The sequence below is a fragment of the Flavobacterium sp. NPDC079362 genome (assembly GCF_050267765.1).
GTDB classification, from domain to species: Bacteria; Bacteroidota; Bacteroidia; order Flavobacteriales; family Flavobacteriaceae; genus Flavobacterium; species Flavobacterium azizsancarii.
The window spans coordinates 267,574-288,250 of the sequence record NZ_JBNNFM010000001.1 but is presented as its reverse complement, the minus strand read 5'-3'; the positions used below and the strand labels follow the sequence as shown (position 1 = coordinate 288,250).

General features: G+C 34.0%; 17 protein-coding genes and 2 pseudogenes. 14 read left to right on the top strand and 5 right to left on the bottom strand.

Annotation, left to right across the window (positions count from 1 at the left end; all coding sequences use genetic code 11):
* Positions 1-38: 38 nt before the first annotated feature.
* Positions 39-905: a tetratricopeptide repeat protein gene (locus ACQKCJ_RS01230; protein ID WP_427401185.1), complete on the top strand. Its 867-nt coding sequence runs from the start codon at positions 39-41 to the stop codon at positions 903-905.
* 57 nt (positions 906-962) lie between these two features.
* Here the strand turns inward: ACQKCJ_RS01230 and ACQKCJ_RS01225 are convergent, their stop codons facing one another.
* Positions 963-1,358 carry a rhodanese-like domain-containing protein gene (locus ACQKCJ_RS01225; protein WP_271333980.1) on the bottom strand — a complete coding sequence of 132 codons (396 nt, stop codon included), beginning with the start codon at positions 1,356-1,358 and terminating at the stop codon, positions 963-965.
* Between the two features lie 146 nt (positions 1,359-1,504).
* Here ACQKCJ_RS01225 and ACQKCJ_RS01220 point away from each other — a divergent pair, with 146 nt between their 5' ends.
* The 10 genes and pseudogenes from ACQKCJ_RS01220 (at position 1,505) to ACQKCJ_RS01175 (ending at position 11,970) form a co-directional block, all read left to right on the top strand.
* Positions 1,505-2,407: a LysR family transcriptional regulator gene (locus ACQKCJ_RS01220; protein ID WP_271333979.1), complete on the top strand. Its 903-nt coding sequence runs from the start codon at positions 1,505-1,507 to the stop codon at positions 2,405-2,407.
* Entirely contained in the window at positions 2,392-2,841 is a 450-nt protein-coding gene (locus tag ACQKCJ_RS01215) for a GNAT family N-acetyltransferase (RefSeq protein ID WP_271333978.1), read from the top strand. The genes ACQKCJ_RS01220 and ACQKCJ_RS01215 overlap by 16 nt, the downstream gene beginning before the upstream one ends.
* A 112-nt stretch (positions 2,842-2,953) precedes the next feature.
* A pseudogene (locus tag ACQKCJ_RS01210) lies at positions 2,954-3,778 on the top strand (SDR family oxidoreductase).
* Between the two features lie 219 nt (positions 3,779-3,997).
* The gene (locus ACQKCJ_RS01205) at positions 3,998-4,474 is read left to right on the top strand and encodes a methylated-DNA--[protein]-cysteine S-methyltransferase (protein ID WP_271333976.1); all 477 of its coding nucleotides are present in this window, start codon (positions 3,998-4,000) and stop codon (positions 4,472-4,474) included.
* Positions 4,475-4,602: 128 nt separating this feature from the next.
* A complete protein-coding gene (locus ACQKCJ_RS01200; RefSeq protein ID WP_271333975.1) occupies positions 4,603-5,316 on the top strand; it encodes a 3'-5' exonuclease in 714 nt (237 codons plus the stop codon).
* Positions 5,317-5,380: 64 nt separating this feature from the next.
* Positions 5,381-6,454, top strand: a complete 1,074-nt coding sequence (locus ACQKCJ_RS01195; protein WP_271333974.1) for a winged helix DNA-binding domain-containing protein — start codon at positions 5,381-5,383, stop codon at positions 6,452-6,454.
* Between the two features lie 319 nt (positions 6,455-6,773).
* Complete coding sequence (locus ACQKCJ_RS01190) at positions 6,774-8,213, top strand: nucleoside recognition domain-containing protein (protein WP_271333973.1); 1,440 nt, start codon at positions 6,774-6,776, stop codon at positions 8,211-8,213.
* A 207-nt stretch (positions 8,214-8,420) separates the two neighbouring features.
* A pseudogene (gene tnpA / locus ACQKCJ_RS01185) lies at positions 8,421-8,882 on the top strand (IS200/IS605 family transposase).
* A gap of 683 nt (positions 8,883-9,565) precedes the next feature.
* Positions 9,566-10,294 carry a hypothetical protein gene (locus ACQKCJ_RS01180; protein ID WP_427401184.1) on the top strand — a complete coding sequence of 243 codons (729 nt, stop codon included), beginning with the start codon at positions 9,566-9,568 and terminating at the stop codon, positions 10,292-10,294.
* Between the two features lie 71 nt (positions 10,295-10,365).
* Entirely contained in the window at positions 10,366-11,970 is a 1,605-nt protein-coding gene (locus ACQKCJ_RS01175) for a fumarate hydratase (protein ID WP_271333970.1), read from the top strand.
* A gap of 133 nt (positions 11,971-12,103) precedes the next feature.
* On the opposite strand, the gene ACQKCJ_RS01170 is transcribed toward ACQKCJ_RS01175, so the two are convergent.
* The 3 genes from ACQKCJ_RS01170 to ACQKCJ_RS01160 all read right to left on the bottom strand — a co-directional run bounded on the left by ACQKCJ_RS01170 (position 12,104) and on the right by ACQKCJ_RS01160 (position 14,997).
* Complete coding sequence (locus tag ACQKCJ_RS01170) at positions 12,104-12,598, bottom strand: PAS domain-containing protein (protein ID WP_271333969.1); 495 nt, start codon at positions 12,596-12,598, stop codon at positions 12,104-12,106.
* Between the two features lie 101 nt (positions 12,599-12,699).
* On the bottom strand, positions 12,700-13,782 hold the full coding sequence (gene dinB / locus ACQKCJ_RS01165; protein ID WP_271333968.1) for a DNA polymerase IV: 1,083 nt from the start codon (positions 13,780-13,782) through the stop codon (positions 12,700-12,702).
* 102 nt (positions 13,783-13,884) lie between these two features.
* The gene (locus ACQKCJ_RS01160) at positions 13,885-14,997 is read right to left on the bottom strand and encodes a hypothetical protein (protein ID WP_271333967.1); all 1,113 of its coding nucleotides are present in this window, start codon (positions 14,995-14,997) and stop codon (positions 13,885-13,887) included.
* A 189-nt stretch (positions 14,998-15,186) separates the two neighbouring features.
* Between ACQKCJ_RS01160 and ACQKCJ_RS01155 the strand changes: the two genes are divergently transcribed.
* Both ACQKCJ_RS01155 and ACQKCJ_RS01150 read left to right on the top strand, forming a co-directional pair.
* Positions 15,187-15,921 carry a metallophosphoesterase family protein gene (locus ACQKCJ_RS01155; protein ID WP_271333966.1) on the top strand — a complete coding sequence of 245 codons (735 nt, stop codon included), beginning with the start codon at positions 15,187-15,189 and terminating at the stop codon, positions 15,919-15,921.
* A 47-nt stretch (positions 15,922-15,968) separates the two neighbouring features.
* A complete protein-coding gene (locus tag ACQKCJ_RS01150; protein ID WP_271333965.1) occupies positions 15,969-16,496 on the top strand; it encodes a DUF6646 family protein in 528 nt (175 codons plus the stop codon).
* A 245-nt stretch (positions 16,497-16,741) separates the two neighbouring features.
* On the opposite strand, the gene ACQKCJ_RS01145 is transcribed toward ACQKCJ_RS01150, so the two are convergent.
* On the bottom strand, positions 16,742-17,629 hold the full coding sequence (locus ACQKCJ_RS01145; RefSeq protein WP_271333964.1) for an SAM hydrolase/SAM-dependent halogenase family protein: 888 nt from the start codon (positions 17,627-17,629) through the stop codon (positions 16,742-16,744).
* 210 nt (positions 17,630-17,839) lie between these two features.
* Between ACQKCJ_RS01145 and ACQKCJ_RS01140 the strand changes: the two genes are divergently transcribed.
* Entirely contained in the window at positions 17,840-20,494 is a 2,655-nt protein-coding gene (locus tag ACQKCJ_RS01140; protein WP_271333963.1) for a TonB-dependent receptor, read from the top strand.
* Positions 20,495-20,677: the final 183 nt, after the last annotated feature.

The window sequence follows — 20,677 nt, the reverse complement described above, 5'->3', positions numbered from 1 at the left end:
TCAACATTTCTGAATTAACCAAAGCTAACTAAACCAAAATGAAGAAAATTTTCCTGCTTTTTATTGCCACAAGTTTCCTGAATGCTAACAGTCAGACTTTAGAGGAAAAAATAGCAAAAAAAGCCTGCTCATGCTTACAGAAAAGCAAAGAGATAAACGAAGAAATTTACAGAAACTGTCTGACTAATTCAATGTCAGAAGTTGTTTTGAATGATAAAGATGCTAAAGTACGAGAAGGAATAAATACCGTAGAAGGAATCAAAAGCCTGCTGCAAAAATCTGATGCCACTATTGGTAAAACTTGCCCTGATTTAGTACCAAAAACCGCTGAAAGCAAATCTGATATTTATTATAGTGATTCCAAAAATAAAGAGGCACAAAACTCTTATCAGGTTGCAAAAGGCTTTATGCGCAACAAAAACTATAAATCAAGCATCGAAAATTTGCAAATCGCCTTGAAACAAGATCCTGATTTTGTTTTGGCACTCGACGACATTGCAGTTTGTTACAGGCAACTTGAGGATTATGATAATGCTATTAAATATTATAAAAAATCACTGGATATTTATCCTGAAGGCGAATATGCCTTAATGAACATTGGAGTGGCTTATACTTTAAAATCTGATTTTAAGAGCGCTATAGAGTATTATGAAAAACTAATACACTATCAGCCTGATAATGCCGAAGGATATTTTGGTGCAGGAAAAAGCTATTTTGCCATAAATAATGATGAAAAAGCGCTTACTGATATTTTCATTGCCCACAGAATTTATACTGCTGACAAATCAGACTATACAAAAGATACCGAAATGCTAATGGGAGTTATTTATCAAAAAATGGTAAAAGAAAATAAAGAAGCTATATTCAAGAAAATTGCAGCAGAAAACAATATTACAATCGAATAAATTCCAGTTTTAAAATATAAAGGGTAAACGTTCAATCGTAAAGTTTACCCTTTTTGTTTAACAGGCACATTCAATCTTCAGTCCAGATTTTACTCCATTTGTACCTTCTGTGGCATAACCATCGAACTTCCACCACTCGATTCCGCCAATTAATTCTTTTACTTTAAAGCCTAGTTTCGCCATATTCAATGCACCCTTTGTTGAGGCATTACAGCCAATTCCGTCGCAATATGTTACATACAAAACCTCTCTATCTAAATGTTTTGTACTTTCTAACGTCATTTCGCGATGCGGAATATTAATTGCTGATGGAATATGTTCTGCTTCAAAACCAAATGCTTTTCGGGCATCAACAGCAATTATTCTCTCTCCGTTATTCAAGGCGTCAAACAAATCAGACGAATCCATTTCAAAGGCAAGTTTGTTTTCATAATGTTTAATTTGTGCTTCCATTTCATTACCGCTTTATTGTTATGATTTTTCAAATGTAACTCAACTATATATCCCATAAAAACGAAAAGAATTGATCCACTTGATTACTTTTTTTCATAGAAAAACCATCCTAAAATTTTGTTCCTTTGCATTCTAATTCCCAAAGAATGGAAATCCGTCATTTAAGATTAATAAAAGCAATTGTTGAAGAAGGAAGCATCACCAAAGCAATTGACAAATTGCATTTGACGCAATCTGCGTTGAGCCACCAACTCAAAGAAGCTGAATACCAATTGGGAACTCCTGTTTTCCTGCGAACAAACAAAAAACTGGTTTTGACCAAAGCAGGCGAAAAAATCTATGAACTGGCGAATGAAATTCTCCATAAACTTTCGCAAACAGAATCTCAAATCAAGCAAATGGTGTATGGAGAATACGGCGAAATTAGAATTAGTACGGAATGTTTTTCGAGTTATCATTGGCTTCCGCCGGTTTTAAAGCAATTTCATCTTTTATATCCCAATGTAGATTTAAAGATCGTAACCGAAGCGACCCATATTCCATTACAAAAATTACTTGAAAACGTTATTGATATTGCGATCATCAGCGATCAGATCAAAGACAAAAACATCAAATATATTGAACTCTTTCAGGACGAAGTTGTGATGGCAGTTTCTGAAAATCATGCGTGGGCAAATAAAAAATATGTCGTTGCCGAAGATTTTGTCAACGAACATCTATTAATTCATTCACTTCCGATGGAAACCGTTACCATTCATCAATTTATTTTGGCTCCAGCCAAAGTTACTCCCAGAAAAGTCACTCCTTTGCCATTGACCGAAGCTTCTCTGGAAATGGTTAAAGCAGATATGGGCGTAATGTCGATGGCAAAATGGGCCTTGTTACCACATTTGAAAAACAATCCGATAAAAGCCATCAAAATTGGCAAAAACGGCTTAAAGCGAAAACACTTTATTGCTATTCGGGAAAACCAGGAATATCCGGACTATTTTCATCATTTCATCACTTTTCTACAAAACGAAATCAACCTACAATGGAATATACAATAAGAAATTGCGAAATAACCGATTTACCAAAACTTATTATTTTATGTCAAAAACATGCTGAATATGAAAAAGCCGATTATTCGCCGGAAGGAAAAGAAAAAAGTTTGAAAGAAGCATTTTTCTCTTTACAGCCAAAACAATTTTGTTTAGTTGTTGCTGCTCATCAAGATATTGTAGGATATCTTACTTATAATTTCACCTATTCAACCTGGTATGCCGGAGATATAATTTATATGGATTGTTTGTTTTTAGAAGAAGAAACGAGAAATTATGGTATTGGTGAAGTTTTAATCGATAAATTAAAAGAAATCGGAAAAGAGAAAAATTGCAATAATATACAGTGGAGAACGCCTCAATTTAACGAAAGAGCCATAAAATTTTACAACAGAATTGGTGCAAAAGGAAAAGAGAAAATTTGTTTTTTCCTCGATTTATAAAAAGCAATTTAAAAAAATCTCGCAAAGGCAAAGAGTCGCACAGAAAAGTTTTTTAAGTTTAACTTTTCCCTTTGAACCTCTGTACCTCTGAACCTCTGAATCTTCAAAAAAAATGACACAAATAAGCATATTAGGCTGCGGTTGGCTGGGTTTACCCTTAGCTAAAAAATTAATAGAGAAAGGACATTCGATAAACGGATCTACAACTTCTGAAAGTAAACTTTCGATTTTAGAAAATGCCGGAACAAATCCTTTTTTGGTGGAGCTTGAAAGCGAAAGTGTTTCAGAAAACATAAATGATTTTTTAGCGAATAGTGAGATCTTGATTATTGATATTCCTCCAAAATTGCGAGGAAACAATACTGATACATCCAATTCTTCGCGAAAGATTTTCGTAGAATAGATTCAGACTTTAATTCCGTTTATCGAAAAATCAACGGTAAAAAAAGTACTTTTTGTGAGTTCCACTTCTGTCTATGGAGATGAAAACGGAAATGTTACAGAAGAGACGATTCCGAATCCGCAAACTGAAAGCGGTAAACAATTACTTTTAACTGAAAGAATTTTACAAAAAAACCAAAACTTCGAAACTACTATTTTGCGATTTGGCGGATTAATTGGAGCAGATCGTCATCCCGTAAAATTTATGGCAGGGAAAGAAAACCTGGAAAACCCAGATGCTCCCGTAAACTTAATCCATCAAAATGATTGTATTTCAATCATCGAAGAAATCATCAACCAATCAAAATGGAATGAAGTTTTTAATGCTGTTGCTCCTTTTCATTCCACAAGAGAGGAATATTATACTCAAAAAGCAAAAAAACAAAATCTGGTTTTGCCAACATTCAGTATTGAAAAATCAAACATCAAAAAGGTTATTTCAAGCAAAAAAGTTGAAGATAGTTTAGGTTATCTGTTTAAGTTAGAAAATTATTAAAAGCTTTTGTATGTCTGGCTGAGTAATCCCAAAGCTTCGGGGAGAAAAGTCCATCCCGTTTTCATTAGTCTTCGACTCCGCTCAGGGTGACAATCGTTTCTTCGAGAAACATCCAAACTTAAATTTACTTATATAACTTAGATGGTTTAAAAAAAACTTTGCGAACTTTGCGTATCCCGATAGCTATCGGGATTGCCCTTCCCGGTTAAATCAAAATTTATGGAAACAGCTTACATCAATTCACCTTTAGGAATCACCAAAATTGTAGGAGATGAAGATGGTGTTGCTATAATTTCCGTTTCAGATGTTGATACAAACGAAGTTTCTATAGAAATTCCGGAGGTTTTAAAAAAAGCCGTTTTGCAACTAGAGGAATATTTCAATAAAAAAAGAACTGATTTCGACTTCAAACTAAATCCCAGCGGTACTGAATTTCAGCAAAAAGTATGGAAATTACTATTAGAAATTCCCTACGGCAAAACCATTAGTTATATGGATCAGACTAAAAAACTGGGCGATATAAAAGCAATTCGAGCCGTTGCATCTGCCAATGGCAAAAATCCGTTATGGATTGTCGTTCCATGTCATAGGGTAATTGGCACAAATGGATCTTTAACGGGGTATGCAGGAGGATTATCTCGCAAGAAATGGCTTTTAGAACATGAAAATCCAAGCGCGCAACAGAGCTTATTTTAAAACACAAATTTCACAGATTTACACGAATTAAAATTATAGCTTTATATTTACAAAACAGAAAGTCCGTGTAATTGTTTTGCTCAAACTAATCTGTGCCAATTCGTGTGATCCGTGTTAAACTAAAAACTATGATTGAAAAAATAAACCTCAATAATATTCTATTTCTTGATATCGAAACCGTTCCGGAAGAAGAAGACTTTAATTCGCTTGATGTAGAAATGCAATCACTTTGGGACCATAAAACGCAATACCAAAGAAAAGACGAGTTTACGCCGGAAGAATTTTACGATCGTGCAGGGATTTGGGCTGAATTCGGGAAGATCGTCTGCATTTCTGTTGGATATTTTACCATCAAAGGAGATATTCGAAATTTTCGTGTGACTTCGTTCTTCGGAGATGAAAAAAAGATTCTAAAAGACTTTAATAATTTATTAAACAATCATTTTAATCATCCGCAACATCTTTTGTGCGGACATAACGCAAAAGAATTTGACATTCCGTTTATTGCCCGACGCATGATTATCAATCAGATCGCAATTCCGGATAAATTGAACTTATTTGGGAAAAAGCCTTGGGAGATTCCGCATTTAGACACTTTAGAATTATGGAAATTTGGTGATTACAAACACTTTACCTCTCTAAAATTATTGACCAAAATTCTTGGTGTTCCCTCTCCAAAAGGAGATATTGACGGAAGTCAGGTGGGACATGTTTTTTATGTCGAGAAAGATATTGACCGAATTGTAACCTATTGTGAGAAAGATACGATTGCAGTAGCTCAGGTTTTCCTGCGTTTGCGACGTGAAGATTTATTAATTGATGATGAAATTATTCATGTATAGTTTTTTGGAGGTACAAAGATAAATAGCCACAAAGGTTCAAAGTTTAAAATTAATGCTTTAGATAATGACGCATAAGGAAATTTCACATCACCGTCTTGCTGCGCAAAAGCTTCTTGAAACGAACCCAAGTTCTCCTGTTGAAATAGTTCGTCATCTTGGCGCGATGCAGGCTCAGGATTATGCAATGGCAAAATGGGCGATTGGTTCCAGATGTGAGGCTACTGAAGCAGCAATTGAAGACGCTATAAACTCTGCAAAAATTATCAGGACTCACATTCTTAGACCAACATGGCATTTTGTTTCGACAGAAGATATTTACTGGATGCTGGATCTCTCAGCTCCGCAAGTCAAACGATTTACAAATTCAGCTGCCAAAAAATATGGTTATGATCTCAACAAACTAGATCAGATTAACCTGGCTATCGAAAAAATGTTAGCAGGAAATAATCATCTGACCCGTGATGAAATCATGCAGCAACTTAATATAAAAAAGACGTCAAGCGAACATTTTTTGAGTGCCGCTATTATGATGAATGCTGAATTGGACGGTTTGGTTTGTAACGGAAAAATGAAAGGAAAGCAAATAACGTATGCCTTACTTGAAGAAAGAGTTACGAGACCTTCGATAAAATTAACCAAAGAAGAAGCACTTTCTAAATTAGCCAAACGTTACTTCGAAAGCCACGGCCCTGCTACACTTCTTGACTTTTCTTGGTGGTCTGGTTTTCCACCAACTACCTGCAAAATGGCCATAAATGCAATTGAATTGCAATTGAATTCAGTCGAGATTGAAAATCAAGTTTACTGGTTTGGAAAAGATATTTCGTATGAAACCAACTTCCGCGAAAGCATCCATTTTCTTCCTGCTTTTGATGAAATTTTAATTTCATATAAAACCCGCGAAGCTTTAATTTTACTAGAACATCAGGCTAAAGCTTTTACCAATAACGGAATTTTTAAACCCATTATTCTCGAAAACGGAAAAGTAATTGGAACATGGAAAAGAACAATTAAAAAAGATCATGCAAAAATAGAAACGGAATTTTTTAATGTAACTGAAAAGGAAAAAAAGACTGCTCTTTTTGCAGGGATTCAATCTTTTGAAAACTATCTGGGAACAAAAATTGTTATTGAATAAATTTTTATTCTATAATTTCAAACTATTGCTCCTAAGGAGCTTTTAAAGCTAATATCAAAGATTTCAAGTATTACTCTTTAAATATACCGTTCTCCTGATCTTAAGTAAACTCCTTTAGGAGTGCTATATTTATAGAAACAGAATTGACAATTCGATTTCGAGCCCCATCGGGGCGAAATATTAATAACATGATTATTTACGATAAGATTTAAATTGATAGCTAAAAAAAATATACTCTCAATTGAATACTTCTGGTTTCACCAATAAAATCATTGTGCATTTTATTGCTAAATAATTACATTTACAAAAAAATAGCATTATGGTATTAAGTAGATTCTGGTTAGTCATTTTTATTTCTTCGATTGTTTTTATTGTTGTCAGTCTATTTACTGCCAATACTTATACTATTGATTCTGTAATAAATGGAAAAAAAGATGATCCTGTTTTAATCTCTGAAAAATACATTCATGAACTTCCTGCTTTTATCAAGGATAGTATTAAAAAGGCACCAAGTCAAACCATGATTATCAATCGTGACACACTTAATGCTGATACAACTTATGTTTATAAAAACAAAACGGTAAAAATTTTCAGCGGTCTTCAAAAATCTGATGGATTATTACCTACTTGTAAAAGTACTTTGGTCGATTTGATCTTACCACTTATTGCCTACCTGGCTTTTTTCTGTGGATTGATGGAACTTTTAATCATTTCTGGTGCATCAGGAAAATTAGCTAAAGTATTGAGTCCGGTATTTGTAAAAGTTTTTCCAAGTATTCCTAAAAATCATCCGTCTATATCCTACATGACCTTAAACTTTGCTGCTAATTTCCTGGGATTAGATTCGGCTGCAACTCCATTTGGACTGAAAGCCATGGAAAGTTTACAGGAAATAAATCCCGACAAAGACAAAGCGAGTGATGCACAAATTATGTTTATGTGTCTTCACGCTTCTGGCCTAACATTAATCGCGACTTCGATCATTGGATATCGCGCCGCTGCAAACGCCACTAATCCTGCTGATGTTATGCTTCCGTGTATCATTACCTCTTTCATTGGTACAATTGCAGCATTTTTGATTGTGGGAATTAAACAAAAAATCAATTTCAAAAGTGCTTCTCTTGTCATTGTATTAATGGGATTAATTGCCGCCATTGTTGGTTTACTGATGTATGTAAATCATTTGGATTTAATTGGAAAAAACTACTTTACCTCTAACCTTTCCGGGTTAATATTAATTGGTATTATTGGGTTTACATTGGTTTTCTCATTTAAACATGAAAAGAAATTTGCCGATGCCAATACTACTGTTTTTGAGACATTTGTAGTGGGTGCAAATAACGGAGTTAAAACCGGTGTTACTATTTTTCCTTACGTTTTAGGAATGTTAGTCGCTATTTCTCTATTTAGAAACAGCGGTTTATTCGAAATTATCAGTGATGCAATTGCGTTTGTTTTTTCGAATATGGGAGTGAGTAAGGAAATCACAAATGCATTACCGGTTGCAATGCTTCGTCCTTTTAGTTCTGCAGGATCCCGTGGATTCCTGATTGATTCAATGAATACGTTTGGAGCAGATTCTTTAACAGCACGACTAAGCAGTATTTTTCAGTGTAGCGCCGAAAGCACTTTTTATGTAATTGCTGTTTATTTTGGTTCTGTAAATATCAAAAATACGCGATACGCATTAGGCACAATGCTTTTGGTAGATCTTATTTGTGTTATTACGGCAATTTTTGTGGCGACTTGGTTTTTTTAATATAAATATACTCATTACGTAAAACTGGACTAAAGTCCAGCCCTATAATATGGGGCGAGCCGATGGCTCTTTTTTGGAGTTTTGGAGGAACGTTTTATATTGTGGGATCTAATTTTAATCTGATTTAAAATATACAAAACAAATATTTTTTGTAAGAATATTTTGTGTTGTTGTAATGAATTTAAAATCGTTGCAAATAAATATAAAATGTCAAATACTTACCATCAAGTATATATCCAGGCAGTTTTTGCCGTAAAATACAGAGAAGCAATTATTACTAATGAATGTAAGTCTAAAATATTAAGTGTAATTGGAAATTTAATAAATGAAACGGGTTGTAAAACAATAATTGTAAATGGCACAGAAGATCATGTCCATTGTCTTTTAAGTTTAAAACCTACCATTTCAATTTCGGAATTGATGAAAATTGTAAAAGGAAAATCTTCAAAATTTATTAATGATAACCAATTAACCCAATATAGATTTGAATGGCAGGAAGGTTATGGCGTTTTCTCTTACAGCCACTCTCACATTAATGCCGTTTATAAATATATTGCGAACCAGGAAGAACATCATAAAAAATAAACCTTTAAAGACGAATATTTATCATTTTTAGACAAATCCAATGTCAAATTTGATGAAAGATATATTTTTGAAAATTTAAAATAATTCAATAAAATTGTAATACATTTTAAACTGGACTAAAGTCCAGCCCTATAATATTGGTCGAGCCGATGGCTCTTTTTGGAGTTCGGGAGGAACGGATTATATTTATAGAGGCGGATTTTAATCCGGTCTAAAAATAGCAATCGAGCAAATAGCTTTTTTCAGAGTTCCGGAAGAACGGATTATATTGTAGAGCCGGATTTTAATCCGGTTAAAACACGAATGATCCGATACCTCTTTTTCAGAGTTCCGGAGGAACGGATTATATTGTAGAGCCGGATTTTAATCTGGTCAAAAATAGCAATCGAGCTAATAGCTATTTTTCAAAGTTCCGGAGGAACGGCTTGTATTATAGACCCAGATTTTAATCCGGTTAAAACACGAATGATCCGATAGCTCTTTTTTCAGAGTTCCAGAGGAACGACTTATATTGTAGGGCCGGATTTTAATCCGGTTAAAACACGAATGATCCGATAGCTTTTTTTTTCAAAGTTCCAGAGGAACGGCTTATATTGTAGGGCCGGATTTTAATCCGGTCTAAAATAGCAATCGAGCCCATAGTTCTTTTTTTAGAGTTCCGGAGGAACGGATTATATTGTAGAACCGGATTTTAATCCGGTTTACACAGTTTAAATTTCATTTTTTTAATCCCTGTTAAACAAACATCAAATAAATATTGCGAATTAATGAAACCACAATATCTTTCTATTTTATTGCTTTTAATTGGTTGCCAGAAACCGAAATCTGAATTACAAATAACAAATAAAAATCCTGGAGCTAAAACAGAAATGATTAGCACAAAAGATAACTTCTTAAAAACTGATACAATTTCTATTTCTGATTACGGAGAAACATCCAAAGACCATTATATTTTGGCACATCTTTTAGGTCAAAAAGCAGATAAAGACAGTATCGTAACTGCAAAGTACCAACTTGATTTCTATCAGAATCAAAGCAAAACTACTTCTTCAAATATTACCATTAAAGGAGTTGATAAAGAATCAGAATGGGGAGCAATATTCGGATTAGGAACAGAAAGCGCCAAAAACTCACCTTTTATCCAAATTACTTTTGGATATCCTGCTTGTGGCTACAATCAAAACCATTATTTGTATTATTTAAAAAACGATGATATCCAATTGGTTCATGAATGGTATACGATGTCTGACAGCGGTTGGGGAAGTTGGGTAGAATTTGAAAATCCTGGCGCAAAAACAAATCCTGAATCTTTTTATTGCAAAACAGTTTCGTTCGAACCTGACGATAATGATGAAAATATGGGAACAGTTTCGCACTCAGATTCAATTGTTTTTCGATTAAAAGGAAATAACTGGAAAAAACAATTACTCTCGAAAAAAGACAAGACTTACTTTCAGAAAAAAATGTCCTTTGATGACTTTCATTCTGTCAAATAAACTCCAAAAAACAGCCCTTATTCAAATTCTTTCTTAGGTAAATAATTTCTAACTTTGTAAAAAACAAAGCAATGATTGATTTTATATACCAAGACCCTTATCCAATTTTAAAGGATGATACACAGTACCGCAAAATTACTTCTGATTTTGTGAAAGTTGAACAATTTGGAGAACGTGAAGTTTTAACTGTTGACCCAAAAGGTTTAGAATTATTGGCTGAAGAAGCCCTTACAGATGTTTCGTTTATGCTTAGAACGACACATTTGCAAAAATTAAGAAAGATTCTTGACGATCCTGAAGCTACAGATAATGATCGTTTTGTGGCTTACAATTTATTGCAAAATGCGTCTGTTGCTGCCGAAGGTCAGTTACCAAGCTGCCAGGATACCGGAACAGCAATTGTAATGGCAAAAAAAGGTGAAAGCATCTATACAGGTGTTGATGATGCAGAATGGCTGAGCAGAGGAATTTTCAATACCTACCAAAAACGTAATTTACGTTATTCACAGATTGTTCCGATTTCGATGTTTGAAGAAAAAAATTCAGGATCAAATCTTCCGGCGCAAATTGATATCTATGCTAAAAAAGGAACTTCTTATGAGTTTTTATTTATGGCAAAAGGTGGTGGATCTGCTAATAAAACATACTTATATCAGCAAACAAAATCATTATTGAATGAAAAATCAATGGATGCTTTTGTTCGCGCAAAAATAAAAGATTTAGGAACTTCGGCTTGTCCTCCTTACCATTTGGCTTTGGTTATTGGCGGAACTTCTGCCGAAGCGAACTTAAGTGCTGTCAAAAAAGCATCAGCCGGATATTATGACCATTTGCCTACTTCAGGAAATATGGCCGGTCAGGCTTTCCGTGATATCGAATGGGAAGAAAAAGTTCAGAAAATCTGTCAGGAAAGTGCTATTGGCGCTCAATTTGGCGGAAAATATTTCACACATGATGTTCGCGTCATCCGTTTGCCTCGTCACGCAGCTTCTTGCCCGGTAGGATTAGGCGTTTCTTGTTCTGCTGATAGAAATATCAAAGGAAAAATTACAAAAGACGGAATCTTCGTAGAGCAATTAGAAGTTAATCCAAAGCAGTTCTTACCGGAAACAGCACCACATTTAGAAGCTCCTGTAGAAATTGATTTGAATATGCCAATGGCTGATATTTTGGCTAAATTGACTCAATACCCAATAAAAACACGTTTAAAACTAAACGGAACTGTAATTGTAGCCAGAGATATTGCGCATGCAAAAATTATGGAAATGTTGGAAGCTGGTAAACCAATGCCGGAATACTTTAAAAATCATCCTGTTTATTATGCAGGTCCTGCAAAAACTCCGGAAGGAATGGCGTCAGGAAGTTTTGGACCAACAACTGCAGGGCGTATGGACGTTTATGTAGATGAATTCCAAAAACATGGTGGAAGCATGATCATGCTGGCAAAAGGAAACCGTACCAAACAAGTAACTGATGCCTGTAATAAATATGGCGGTTTCTACTTAGGTTCTATTGGTGGTCCGGCGGCAATTTTAGCACAGGATAACATCCTGAAAGTTGAAGTTGTTGATTTTGAAGAATTAGGAATGGAAGCAGTTCGTAAAATTACCGTTAAAGATTTCCCAGCTTTTATCATTACTGATGATAAAGGAAATGATTTCTTTGAAAACTTATAAAAAGCTATAGCCAAAAGGCTCTAAGGCGCAAAGATATTTTTTCTTTGCGCCTTTTTTTATATAAGTAATATGAAAATAAAAACTTTGTGTCTTGGTAACTTCGTGGCAAAAAACATTCTTTGCGGTTAATACCTTAAGCAACTTCTTTCTCGAAAGCAATAAAATGTGTCAATTCTCCTTTTAAGTTAAAAACCGGAGCACCATTGATTTTACATTTATACGTTCTGCCATCTTTTTTGTAGTTTTCAATTGTTTTTTCAAAAGGAACCTGCAATTTTATTGCTTCTCTGATCTCTTTTAAAACAATTTTAGAAGTTTCTGGTCCCTGAAACATTTTTGGCGTTTTTCCCAATACTTCCAGTTCAGAATAACCCGTCATTTTTTTTATTCCGTTTGATGCGAAAACGATCTTTAGATCCGGATCTGTTACTAAAACTACTTCTTCCTTAATACGCGTTTCTATTTCGAGATTTTTTTCATTCCATGTAAACTGATTCGAGATCTTATTTACTTTCTTTAAATCAGCAAAAATAGCTTTGAGTTCATTTACATATTCATAATGAAAATCCCATGCTAAAATAGGAACCGAATTACGATGTGATACATCATCAAAATTAGCTTTTTTCATTTCGAATTATTTAATGATATAAAAATCTTTTCAACCAAAGATAGAACGAAAATTCATCACAAAACAAAAAAACTTTCTATTTAACGATTGTTTAATATTGGTTAAAAGGCAAATTTTAATTGTACAATAACTGCTTTTTTTTCTTCTGTATTCAGGTTATTAAGGGAAATACCCAGTAATCGAACTGAATCTTTCATTCGTTCCTGATATAATAATTCTTCTACTGTTTCTAAAATAAGGCTTTTATCCGAAATAAAATAGGGCAATGTTTTACTTCGTGTTTGTTGGGTAAAATCGCTGTATTTAATCTTTAACGTAACCGTTTTTCCCGAAATTTTATGTTTTTTCAATCGTCTTTCCAGTGAAGTTGCAATTGTATCGAGTTGTTCCAGCATGAAAATCTCGGAGGTTAAATTAACATCAAAAGTATTCTCTGCCGCAACTGATTTGGTAATACGATTCGATTTTACCTCGCTGTTATGAATTCCTCGTACTACATTGTAATAAAAAGCACCTGATTTCCCAAAATGTTTCTCTAAAAACTCTACAGATTTACTTTTCAGGTCAGTTCCGGTAAAAATTCCCAATTGATACATTTTTTCAGTCGTTACTTTTCCAACACCGTAAAACTTTCTGATTGGTAATTCTTCTAAAAAAGTTTCTACTTCATCAGGATTTACCGTTTTTTGGCCGTTTGGTTTATTGACATCGCTGGCTATTTTTGCTACAAATTTGTTAATCGAAATTCCTGCTGAAGCAGAGATTCCAACCTCATTTAAAATCCGCAATCTGATTTCCTGAGCCAGCAAACTCGCACTTGGATTTCCTTTTTTATTCTGCGTTACATCCAGATAAGCTTCATCCAGCGAAAGTGGCTCGACCATATCAGTATAATCATGAAAGATTTCATGAATTTTATTCGAAATTTCTTTGTAACGATCAAATCGCGGACGTACAAAAATAATTTCAGGACAATATTTTTTAGCCAAAACCCCGCTTATAGCACTTCGTACACCAAACTTACGGGCTTCATAACTTGCTGCAGAAACTACTCCTCTATTCTCTGAACCACCAACAGCAACAGGTTTTCCGCGTAAAGCAGGATTATCCATCTGCTCTACCGAGGCATAAAAAGCATCCATATCAATATGGATAATTTTTCGATATACAGGCGTTTCAGACATGTTACAAATTTAAGCAGGAAACCTTGAAAATGAGATGCAAAAAATCATAAAAAAAGCTGCAATTAAAAAATTGCAGCTTCTAAACTTATCAAATGATGTTAACTATTTAAAGTCTACACGAATTGCTATCGGTTCGCTTAAATATGCACCTGTTCTGACTTGAACCGTACCTTCAAAATAGGTACGGGGATAATCATTGCCATAGTAAAAATCCTCTTCACTAGTCTGTCCGTGAAATGGAAAATTAATTTCTGTACCTTCAGCATTCATATATTTAAAACTAGGATCTTTATCGTAAGTGCTTAATTCTATTTCTCCGGTTCCGTTATTATTGGTAAAAACCAAATAAGAACTTACTTGATACGTTCTAAATAGTGAACCTGGAAGTAAATCTAAATCCACTTTATATCTAAAATCATTTCCTTTCAGCGTCATTATTTCTTTTCCTTTAAAAGTATTTTTATTAATAGAAGCAACTTTTGGTAGTTTTTCCTCTTGCACTACTATATCCTTTTCGAAATAAGCACTAGTGAAGTTACTATATCTAACCGACAGATAATAGTTTCCTTCAGGAACTCCTACAGGAAGAGTAAATTCTATTTTTTTCGTCTCAGTGTTTACAGAATAGTCTATATTATACTCCTTAAATGTAGTTACATTTTCTAATTTAATTCCTGAAATACCAGTTGTCACAAGATCACTTTGAATAGTATTTTTTATCTTTTGAAAATAAATATAGTCCCATGTAGGTTCTGGTTCATTTGAACTCCATCCTCCTATTATGTTATAAGATGAAGCATATGAATATTGGATTTTATTAAAAGTTTTGCTTCTTACTATAAAATGATCCGTATAGAGTTGATCCGTAGTCTTATTTTTAATCACTAACGTATAAACACCTTCATTTTTAGGAGCAGCTGTAAATGCAATTCTTTGTATTTCGTTATCTACGTAACCATGTCCCGTCTTTTTTACACTACTAAGTATTACAGGTAAAACATTTCCGGCATCATCGGTAAGTTTAAGATCCCAGTTAGTCAGGTTCTCATCAAAATTTATCGCTAGGAAAGTAATATCACCACTATTAACAGAAGGCAGCACAACATCTTTCTCAAATTCTAAGAACTCGAATTGTTTAGATTTGGCGTCATCATCACCCGAACAGGATAATATAAATAAAGAAAGAATAAATAATAAAGTAATTTTTGATTTCATAAACTTATTTTTTAAGGCGTAATTTTTGGCAAATATAATTTTTTTTTAACTTGCATTTTAATAAAATTTTAAGCGAAAATTCTTTCAAATAAAATTTACTGCCTTTTTTCCTGATTAAAGATTCACAACTTAATGTTCACAAACAAATCATTTTCTTTATTTTTGTATTTCTACACGAAATAATAAAAAATGCGAACATTTGTTATAGGCGACATACACGGCGGACTACTCGCACTTGAACAAGTGATGAAAAAAGCCAAAGTTACAATTGATGATACTCTTATATTTTTAGGCGATTATGTTGATGGATGGAGCCAATCGCCACAAGTAATTGATTATTTGATAGACCTTAAAAGCAAGCAAAACTGCATTTGCATCAGAGGAAATCATGATGACTTATTATTGTCCTGGTTTAAAAATAATACCGAAGAGATTGACGAGACTTTGTGGTTTAAACACGGTGGAGAAGCAACGGTTTTGGCCTATAAAAAGGTAAGCGAAGAGAAAAAGCAGGTTCATATAGCTTTTTTAGAATCTTTAGAAGATTATCATCTGGACAATGAAAACCGACTGTTTGTTCATGCCGGTTTTACAAATCTAAATGGTGTGCAGTATGAGTTTTTCTCAAAATTATTTTACTGGGACAGAACTCTTTGGGAGATGGCACTTTCATTAGATCCTAATTTAAAAACAGACGACTTGTTTTACCCAAAACGTTTTACGGTGTACAAAGAAGTTTTTATCGGGCATACTCCGGTGACCCGAATTGGAAAAACTGTTCCGGTACAAAAAGCCTGCATTTGGAATGTAGATACGGGAGCTGCTTTTAAAGGTCCTCTGACGATTATGAACGTCGATACCAAGGAATTCTGGCAAAGCGATCCTTTGAATGAATTGTATTCTGCCGAAAAAGGTAGGAATTAGTTCATAAAAGGTTATTTTTGCACTTTAAAAATTAAATATTTAAGTTTATGAAAAAGGTAATTACACTTTTGTTTTTAGTATCATTTGGATTCACACAAGCTCAACAAGCTTTTAAAGGAAAAGGAGATGTTAAGGTTAACGTTGGTGCTAACATACAAGATGGTGGTTCAGGAATTCAGGGTTCTGTTGATTTTGGCTTAGGCGAAAACTTCTCTTTTGGTTTTGTTGCTAACTACTTATTAGGCGTAGATAATTTTAATGGTTTTTACCACGGTAATCCAACTCCTTATAATGATTACAAACCTGATTTTAGTGATCGTTTTGATGCTAAAGCCAGAATTAATGCTAATTTAAGCAGTGTTATTGGTATTAAGGAATTAGATGTTTATCCAGGTTTAAGCTTAGGATTACACAATTTTGGTGGTCATGTTGGTGGCCGTTATTTCTTTACTGAAGGATTTGGTGTTTTCACAGAAATTGGTTTCCCAATTGCAAAATATGGCAATAACAATGGTGTATTTGATCATTTGAACAATCAGACAACTTTTAGTTTAGGAGCTTCTTTTAATTTGTAAAAAGCCTTTTGCTACAAAGACACTAAGTCGCAAAGTTTATAAAATATGAAACCGCCTAATTGGGCGGTTTTTTTTAGGCCTTAATTATCGCAATGCCCACATAATATAATGTTTTCAAAGCTTTGTGTTCTCTGTGTTTTTATTAAACCTAATTGATAAAAATACTTTGTACACTCTGTGGTATTTATTTAAAAACAAAAACCGCCTGATCGGGCGGTTTTATCGTTTTAAGCTGTAATTGCTATTTATTTACTAACCAAAATACTCCAGTCAGCTCCACTATAGATTTTATGTTTTGCAGAGAAACTTCCTTGGTTTACTGCCAATGAAAAGTTTAAAAGACTATTGAAGTAACAAACATCAGTCCCAACAGGAACTTCTCCAAAAGTATGTACCAATTTTAATTTCCCTTCATATGCTTTTTTAGTTCCGTTGAAGATTTGAATTTTCACCATATCACCTGCTTTTAAATTTAAATTAGCAAATGTTTTTTTATCGATGTTAGTCCAAACATTTCCGTATTGAATATCTAAAATCGGGATTCCGCCTTTGATAATTCCTTTTTCGAAAACCGGTTTTTGGTACTCGATTTTTACTACTTCATTTGGCAATTTAGGCCCAACTTCTTCAAAAGTAATAGTTTTAGACGCTAAACGAGCTCCGGTAAAAGCATAAACATCACGACCGTGAAATGTATAAGATTCATTTGAGTTCTGACGACGGTTTTTTACTTCGTCGATTTCACGAATTTCCTGAATTCCTAATTGTTCCGCAACTAAAGTTAAAGTTCCGTTATCCGGAGTAACAAAGTAATGACCTGATTTAGTCAGTAAAACTACTGAATGTCTTGCTGTACCAACTCCGGGATCACAAACAGATACAAATACAGTTCCTGCAGGATAATATTGTGCCGTTTGAGACAAACGATAAGCCGCTTCCCAAATATTAAATGCCGGGATTTCGTGCGTTACATCAAATATTTTAATATCGGTAGAAACCCCCATTGCAACCCCTTTCATAGCAGATACTGCCCCATCTTTCAAACCAAAATCTGATTGAAAAACCAATACATTATTTTGTGCGAAACCATTAAATGTCAGAGCGCACAAAAAAAGTAATAAACGTACTTTCATTTTTTCTCTTTTTAAATTTTCAGCAAAGATATTTTATTAAGCCCAATTTTAAAGTCTTCTTTTTATAAAAAACAGTAATTCGTTAAACGATTTCGATTATTTACAATTACATTTGCATTTTATTCAATACTCTATATAAATAGTAGGCATTAGCTTTCAGCTTCTTCTATTCGAATAATTATTACATCATACTCAAAACCAAAACCATCAATGAGAAAAAAACTAAAAATTGTCATAACTGCAATTCTTACTTTATCAAGTACTTTGTTTTTTGCACAAAACCACGAGATAAAAGGAACGATCACAAATGAAAATGGAAACCCGATAGAATTTGCTACTATTCTAATCAAAGGAACTCAAAATACTACGACGAGTGATGCTTTAGGAAAATTTACAATCAACTCATCTGTAAATAACCCAACACTTATTGTTTCATTATTTGGTTATCAAAAGAAAGAAGTGGTTGCAAAAGATCACTTTCTGGACATTCAGCTTATTGCAGAAAGCAACAGTCTTGATGAAATTGTAGTTGTAGGAAGTAGAAATCCAAAGAAAAGCAAATTAGAAACTGCAGTTCCTGTTGACGTTGTAAATTTGGCAAAAATCCGTAATACAACTCCACAAACTACAACAAATGACATCCTTACTTATTTGATCCCATCGTTTAATTCAAACAGACAATCATCTGCTGACGGAACAGAACATATCGATCCGGCTTCTTTAAGAGGTTTAGGTCCTGATCAGGTTCTGGTTTTGATTAACGGAAAAAGAAGACATACCACATCATTGGTAAATTACCAAAACACAGTTGGAAACGGTTCTGTTGGAACAGATTTAAGCGCTATTCCAGCTTCGGCAATTAAACGAATTGAGGTTTTACGTGATGGTGCAGCAGCACAATATGGTTCTGATGCAATTGCAGGTGTGATCAATTTGGTTTTAAAAGACAATGCAGGTTTAGAAGTAAATGCTACTTATGGTTCGACATCTAGAAACGATGGTCAAACTACAAATGTGAACCTAAACTATGGAGCAAAAATTGGCAACAAAGGCGGTTTTATCAATTTAACAGCTGAATTCAACGATCGCCAAAAAACAAATCGTTCTCAAAACAACAACCTAATCATCTTTGATCAATCGGCTGAAGGTAACTTCTTTGCTTACGATTTTGCTGAAAATCCGGCACAATCACGCCAGATTGATAATAATTTATTAGCTCAAAATGGTTTGAAACGTGATGATTTTAATTTTCAGATTGGAGATGCAAAAATCCAGAATATTCAGGGATTTTTTAATGCATCTATTCCGTTAAACGATCAAATTGAGTTTTATGCTTCGGGCGGAGTAAGTCACAGAGAAGGAACTGGTTATGGTTTCAGACGTTTACCAAGTGAGACTGAGAATGTTGTTGCTTCTATTTTCCCTTTCGGATTTCAACCTGAATTAAACTCTGTTGTAACGGATCTTTCTTCTTCTGTTGGTTTCAAATTTAAATTTGGAGAATGGAAACTGGATGTAAGCAACACTATTGGAGAGAACAAATTTATTTATGATGTATCGAATACCAATAACGTTTCGTTAGGAGATAATGGCCAGACAAATTTTAAAGCCGGAAATCACTCTTTCTTGCAAAACACCGTTAATGCTGATGTTTCAAGATTATATAAAGATATTTTCAGCGGTTTGAGTGTTGCATTTGGAGGTGAATATCGTTTTGAAAAATACAAAATTGTTCCTGGCGAAGAAAACTCTTATATCGATGGAGGATCGCAATCATTTCCTGGTTTTTCTCCTTTGAATGCTGTAAACGAAAACAGAAACAGCGTTGGGGTTTATGCCGATGTTGAAGCTGATGTTACGGATAAATTATTGATTGGAATTGCCGGACGTTACGAGGATTTTACTGATTTTGGAAATACCATTAACGGAAAATTATCTGCCAGATATAAAATACTTGACAACCTTTTTGTTCGTGGAGCAATTAGTACAGGTTTTAGAGCGCCATCATTACATCAACAATATTTTAATAATATTGCAACAGATGCGGTTGACGGGCAAATTCTGAATTCGGGAATTTTTAGAAATGACAGTCAGGTAGCGAAAGAACTTGGAATCCCGAAACTGAAAGAGGAAACATCCAGAAATTACAGTTTTGGAATCGTTTTTTCTCCAACCAAAAAACTACACATTACTGCTGATTATTACCACATCAGAATTGATAACAGAATCATTCTTACAGGAAATTTAGGAAATGATGCTGCTGGAGAACCTGTTCCTGCACTACGTGATTTGTTTGCACAATACGGTGCTCAAACCGGACGTTTCTTTACTAATGCCATTAACACTACTACAAACGGAGTTGATGTGGTTATTGATTATGATATGAATGTTGGTCCCGGCAAAATGAATCTTTCGTTATTGTACAACTACAATGCTAATCAAGTAGATGATAAATTAAATAATATTCCGCTTTTATTTGTTGGTCAGGAAGATGTGTATTACGGACCTCAGGAAAGAAGTCTGATAGAAACAAATACACCTAAACACAAAGGTACTTTTGCAATCAATTACAGTTTGACAAAATGGAATTTCTTAGTGAGAAATACTTATTTTGGAGAAGTAATTCGTGATGGTTTTCCTTTTGGAGGAATCCAGAAACACAACGGAAAAGTGGTTACAGATATGACTGTAGCTTACAAAATAACTCCAAAAATTCAGGTTGCATTGGGAGCAAACAATTTATTTGATATTTTCCCGGACAGACAAATTTACGAGAACAGTTACTATGGAGTGTTTAAATATGCGCCGGTACAAATGGGTACAACGGGAGCATATTACTTTACCCGCATGAGTTTTACTTTGTAAATCTAATTTCAAAGCTTTTATATGAGCCATAAAATCGGAAAGAAACAATGTCTTATTTACAATAGAACCGCCTATATCGGCGGTTTTTGCTTTTATATTTAGATTGAATTATTAAATTTGATTTTTTTGACCTACTACTTTTTAATGAAACATATTACTTTTAGCGTAAAGTAAATCTTATAA

Coding starts and splice junctions, on each gene's coding strand:
- ACQKCJ_RS01230 (WP_427401185.1), top strand. CDS start 39: ATGAAGAAAATTTTCCTGCTTTTTATTGCCACAAGTTTCCTGAATGCT.
- ACQKCJ_RS01225 (WP_271333980.1), bottom strand. CDS start 1,358: ATGGAAGCACAAATTAAACATTATGAAAACAAACTTGCCTTTGAAATG.
- ACQKCJ_RS01220 (WP_271333979.1), top strand. CDS start 1,505: ATGGAAATCCGTCATTTAAGATTAATAAAAGCAATTGTTGAAGAAGGA.
- ACQKCJ_RS01215 (WP_271333978.1), top strand. CDS start 2,392: ATGGAATATACAATAAGAAATTGCGAAATAACCGATTTACCAAAACTT.
- ACQKCJ_RS01205 (WP_271333976.1), top strand. CDS start 3,998: ATGGAAACAGCTTACATCAATTCACCTTTAGGAATCACCAAAATTGTA.
- ACQKCJ_RS01200 (WP_271333975.1), top strand. CDS start 4,603: ATGATTGAAAAAATAAACCTCAATAATATTCTATTTCTTGATATCGAA.
- ACQKCJ_RS01195 (WP_271333974.1), top strand. CDS start 5,381: ATGACGCATAAGGAAATTTCACATCACCGTCTTGCTGCGCAAAAGCTT.
- ACQKCJ_RS01190 (WP_271333973.1), top strand. CDS start 6,774: ATGGTATTAAGTAGATTCTGGTTAGTCATTTTTATTTCTTCGATTGTT.
- ACQKCJ_RS01180 (WP_427401184.1), top strand. CDS start 9,566: ATGAAACCACAATATCTTTCTATTTTATTGCTTTTAATTGGTTGCCAG.
- ACQKCJ_RS01175 (WP_271333970.1), top strand. CDS start 10,366: ATGATTGATTTTATATACCAAGACCCTTATCCAATTTTAAAGGATGAT.
- ACQKCJ_RS01170 (WP_271333969.1), bottom strand. CDS start 12,598: ATGAAAAAAGCTAATTTTGATGATGTATCACATCGTAATTCGGTTCCT.
- dinB (WP_271333968.1), bottom strand. CDS start 13,782: ATGTCTGAAACGCCTGTATATCGAAAAATTATCCATATTGATATGGAT.
- ACQKCJ_RS01160 (WP_271333967.1), bottom strand. CDS start 14,997: ATGAAATCAAAAATTACTTTATTATTTATTCTTTCTTTATTTATATTA.
- ACQKCJ_RS01155 (WP_271333966.1), top strand. CDS start 15,187: ATGCGAACATTTGTTATAGGCGACATACACGGCGGACTACTCGCACTT.
- ACQKCJ_RS01150 (WP_271333965.1), top strand. CDS start 15,969: ATGAAAAAGGTAATTACACTTTTGTTTTTAGTATCATTTGGATTCACA.
- ACQKCJ_RS01145 (WP_271333964.1), bottom strand. CDS start 17,629: ATGAAAGTACGTTTATTACTTTTTTTGTGCGCTCTGACATTTAATGGT.
- ACQKCJ_RS01140 (WP_271333963.1), top strand. CDS start 17,840: ATGAGAAAAAAACTAAAAATTGTCATAACTGCAATTCTTACTTTATCA.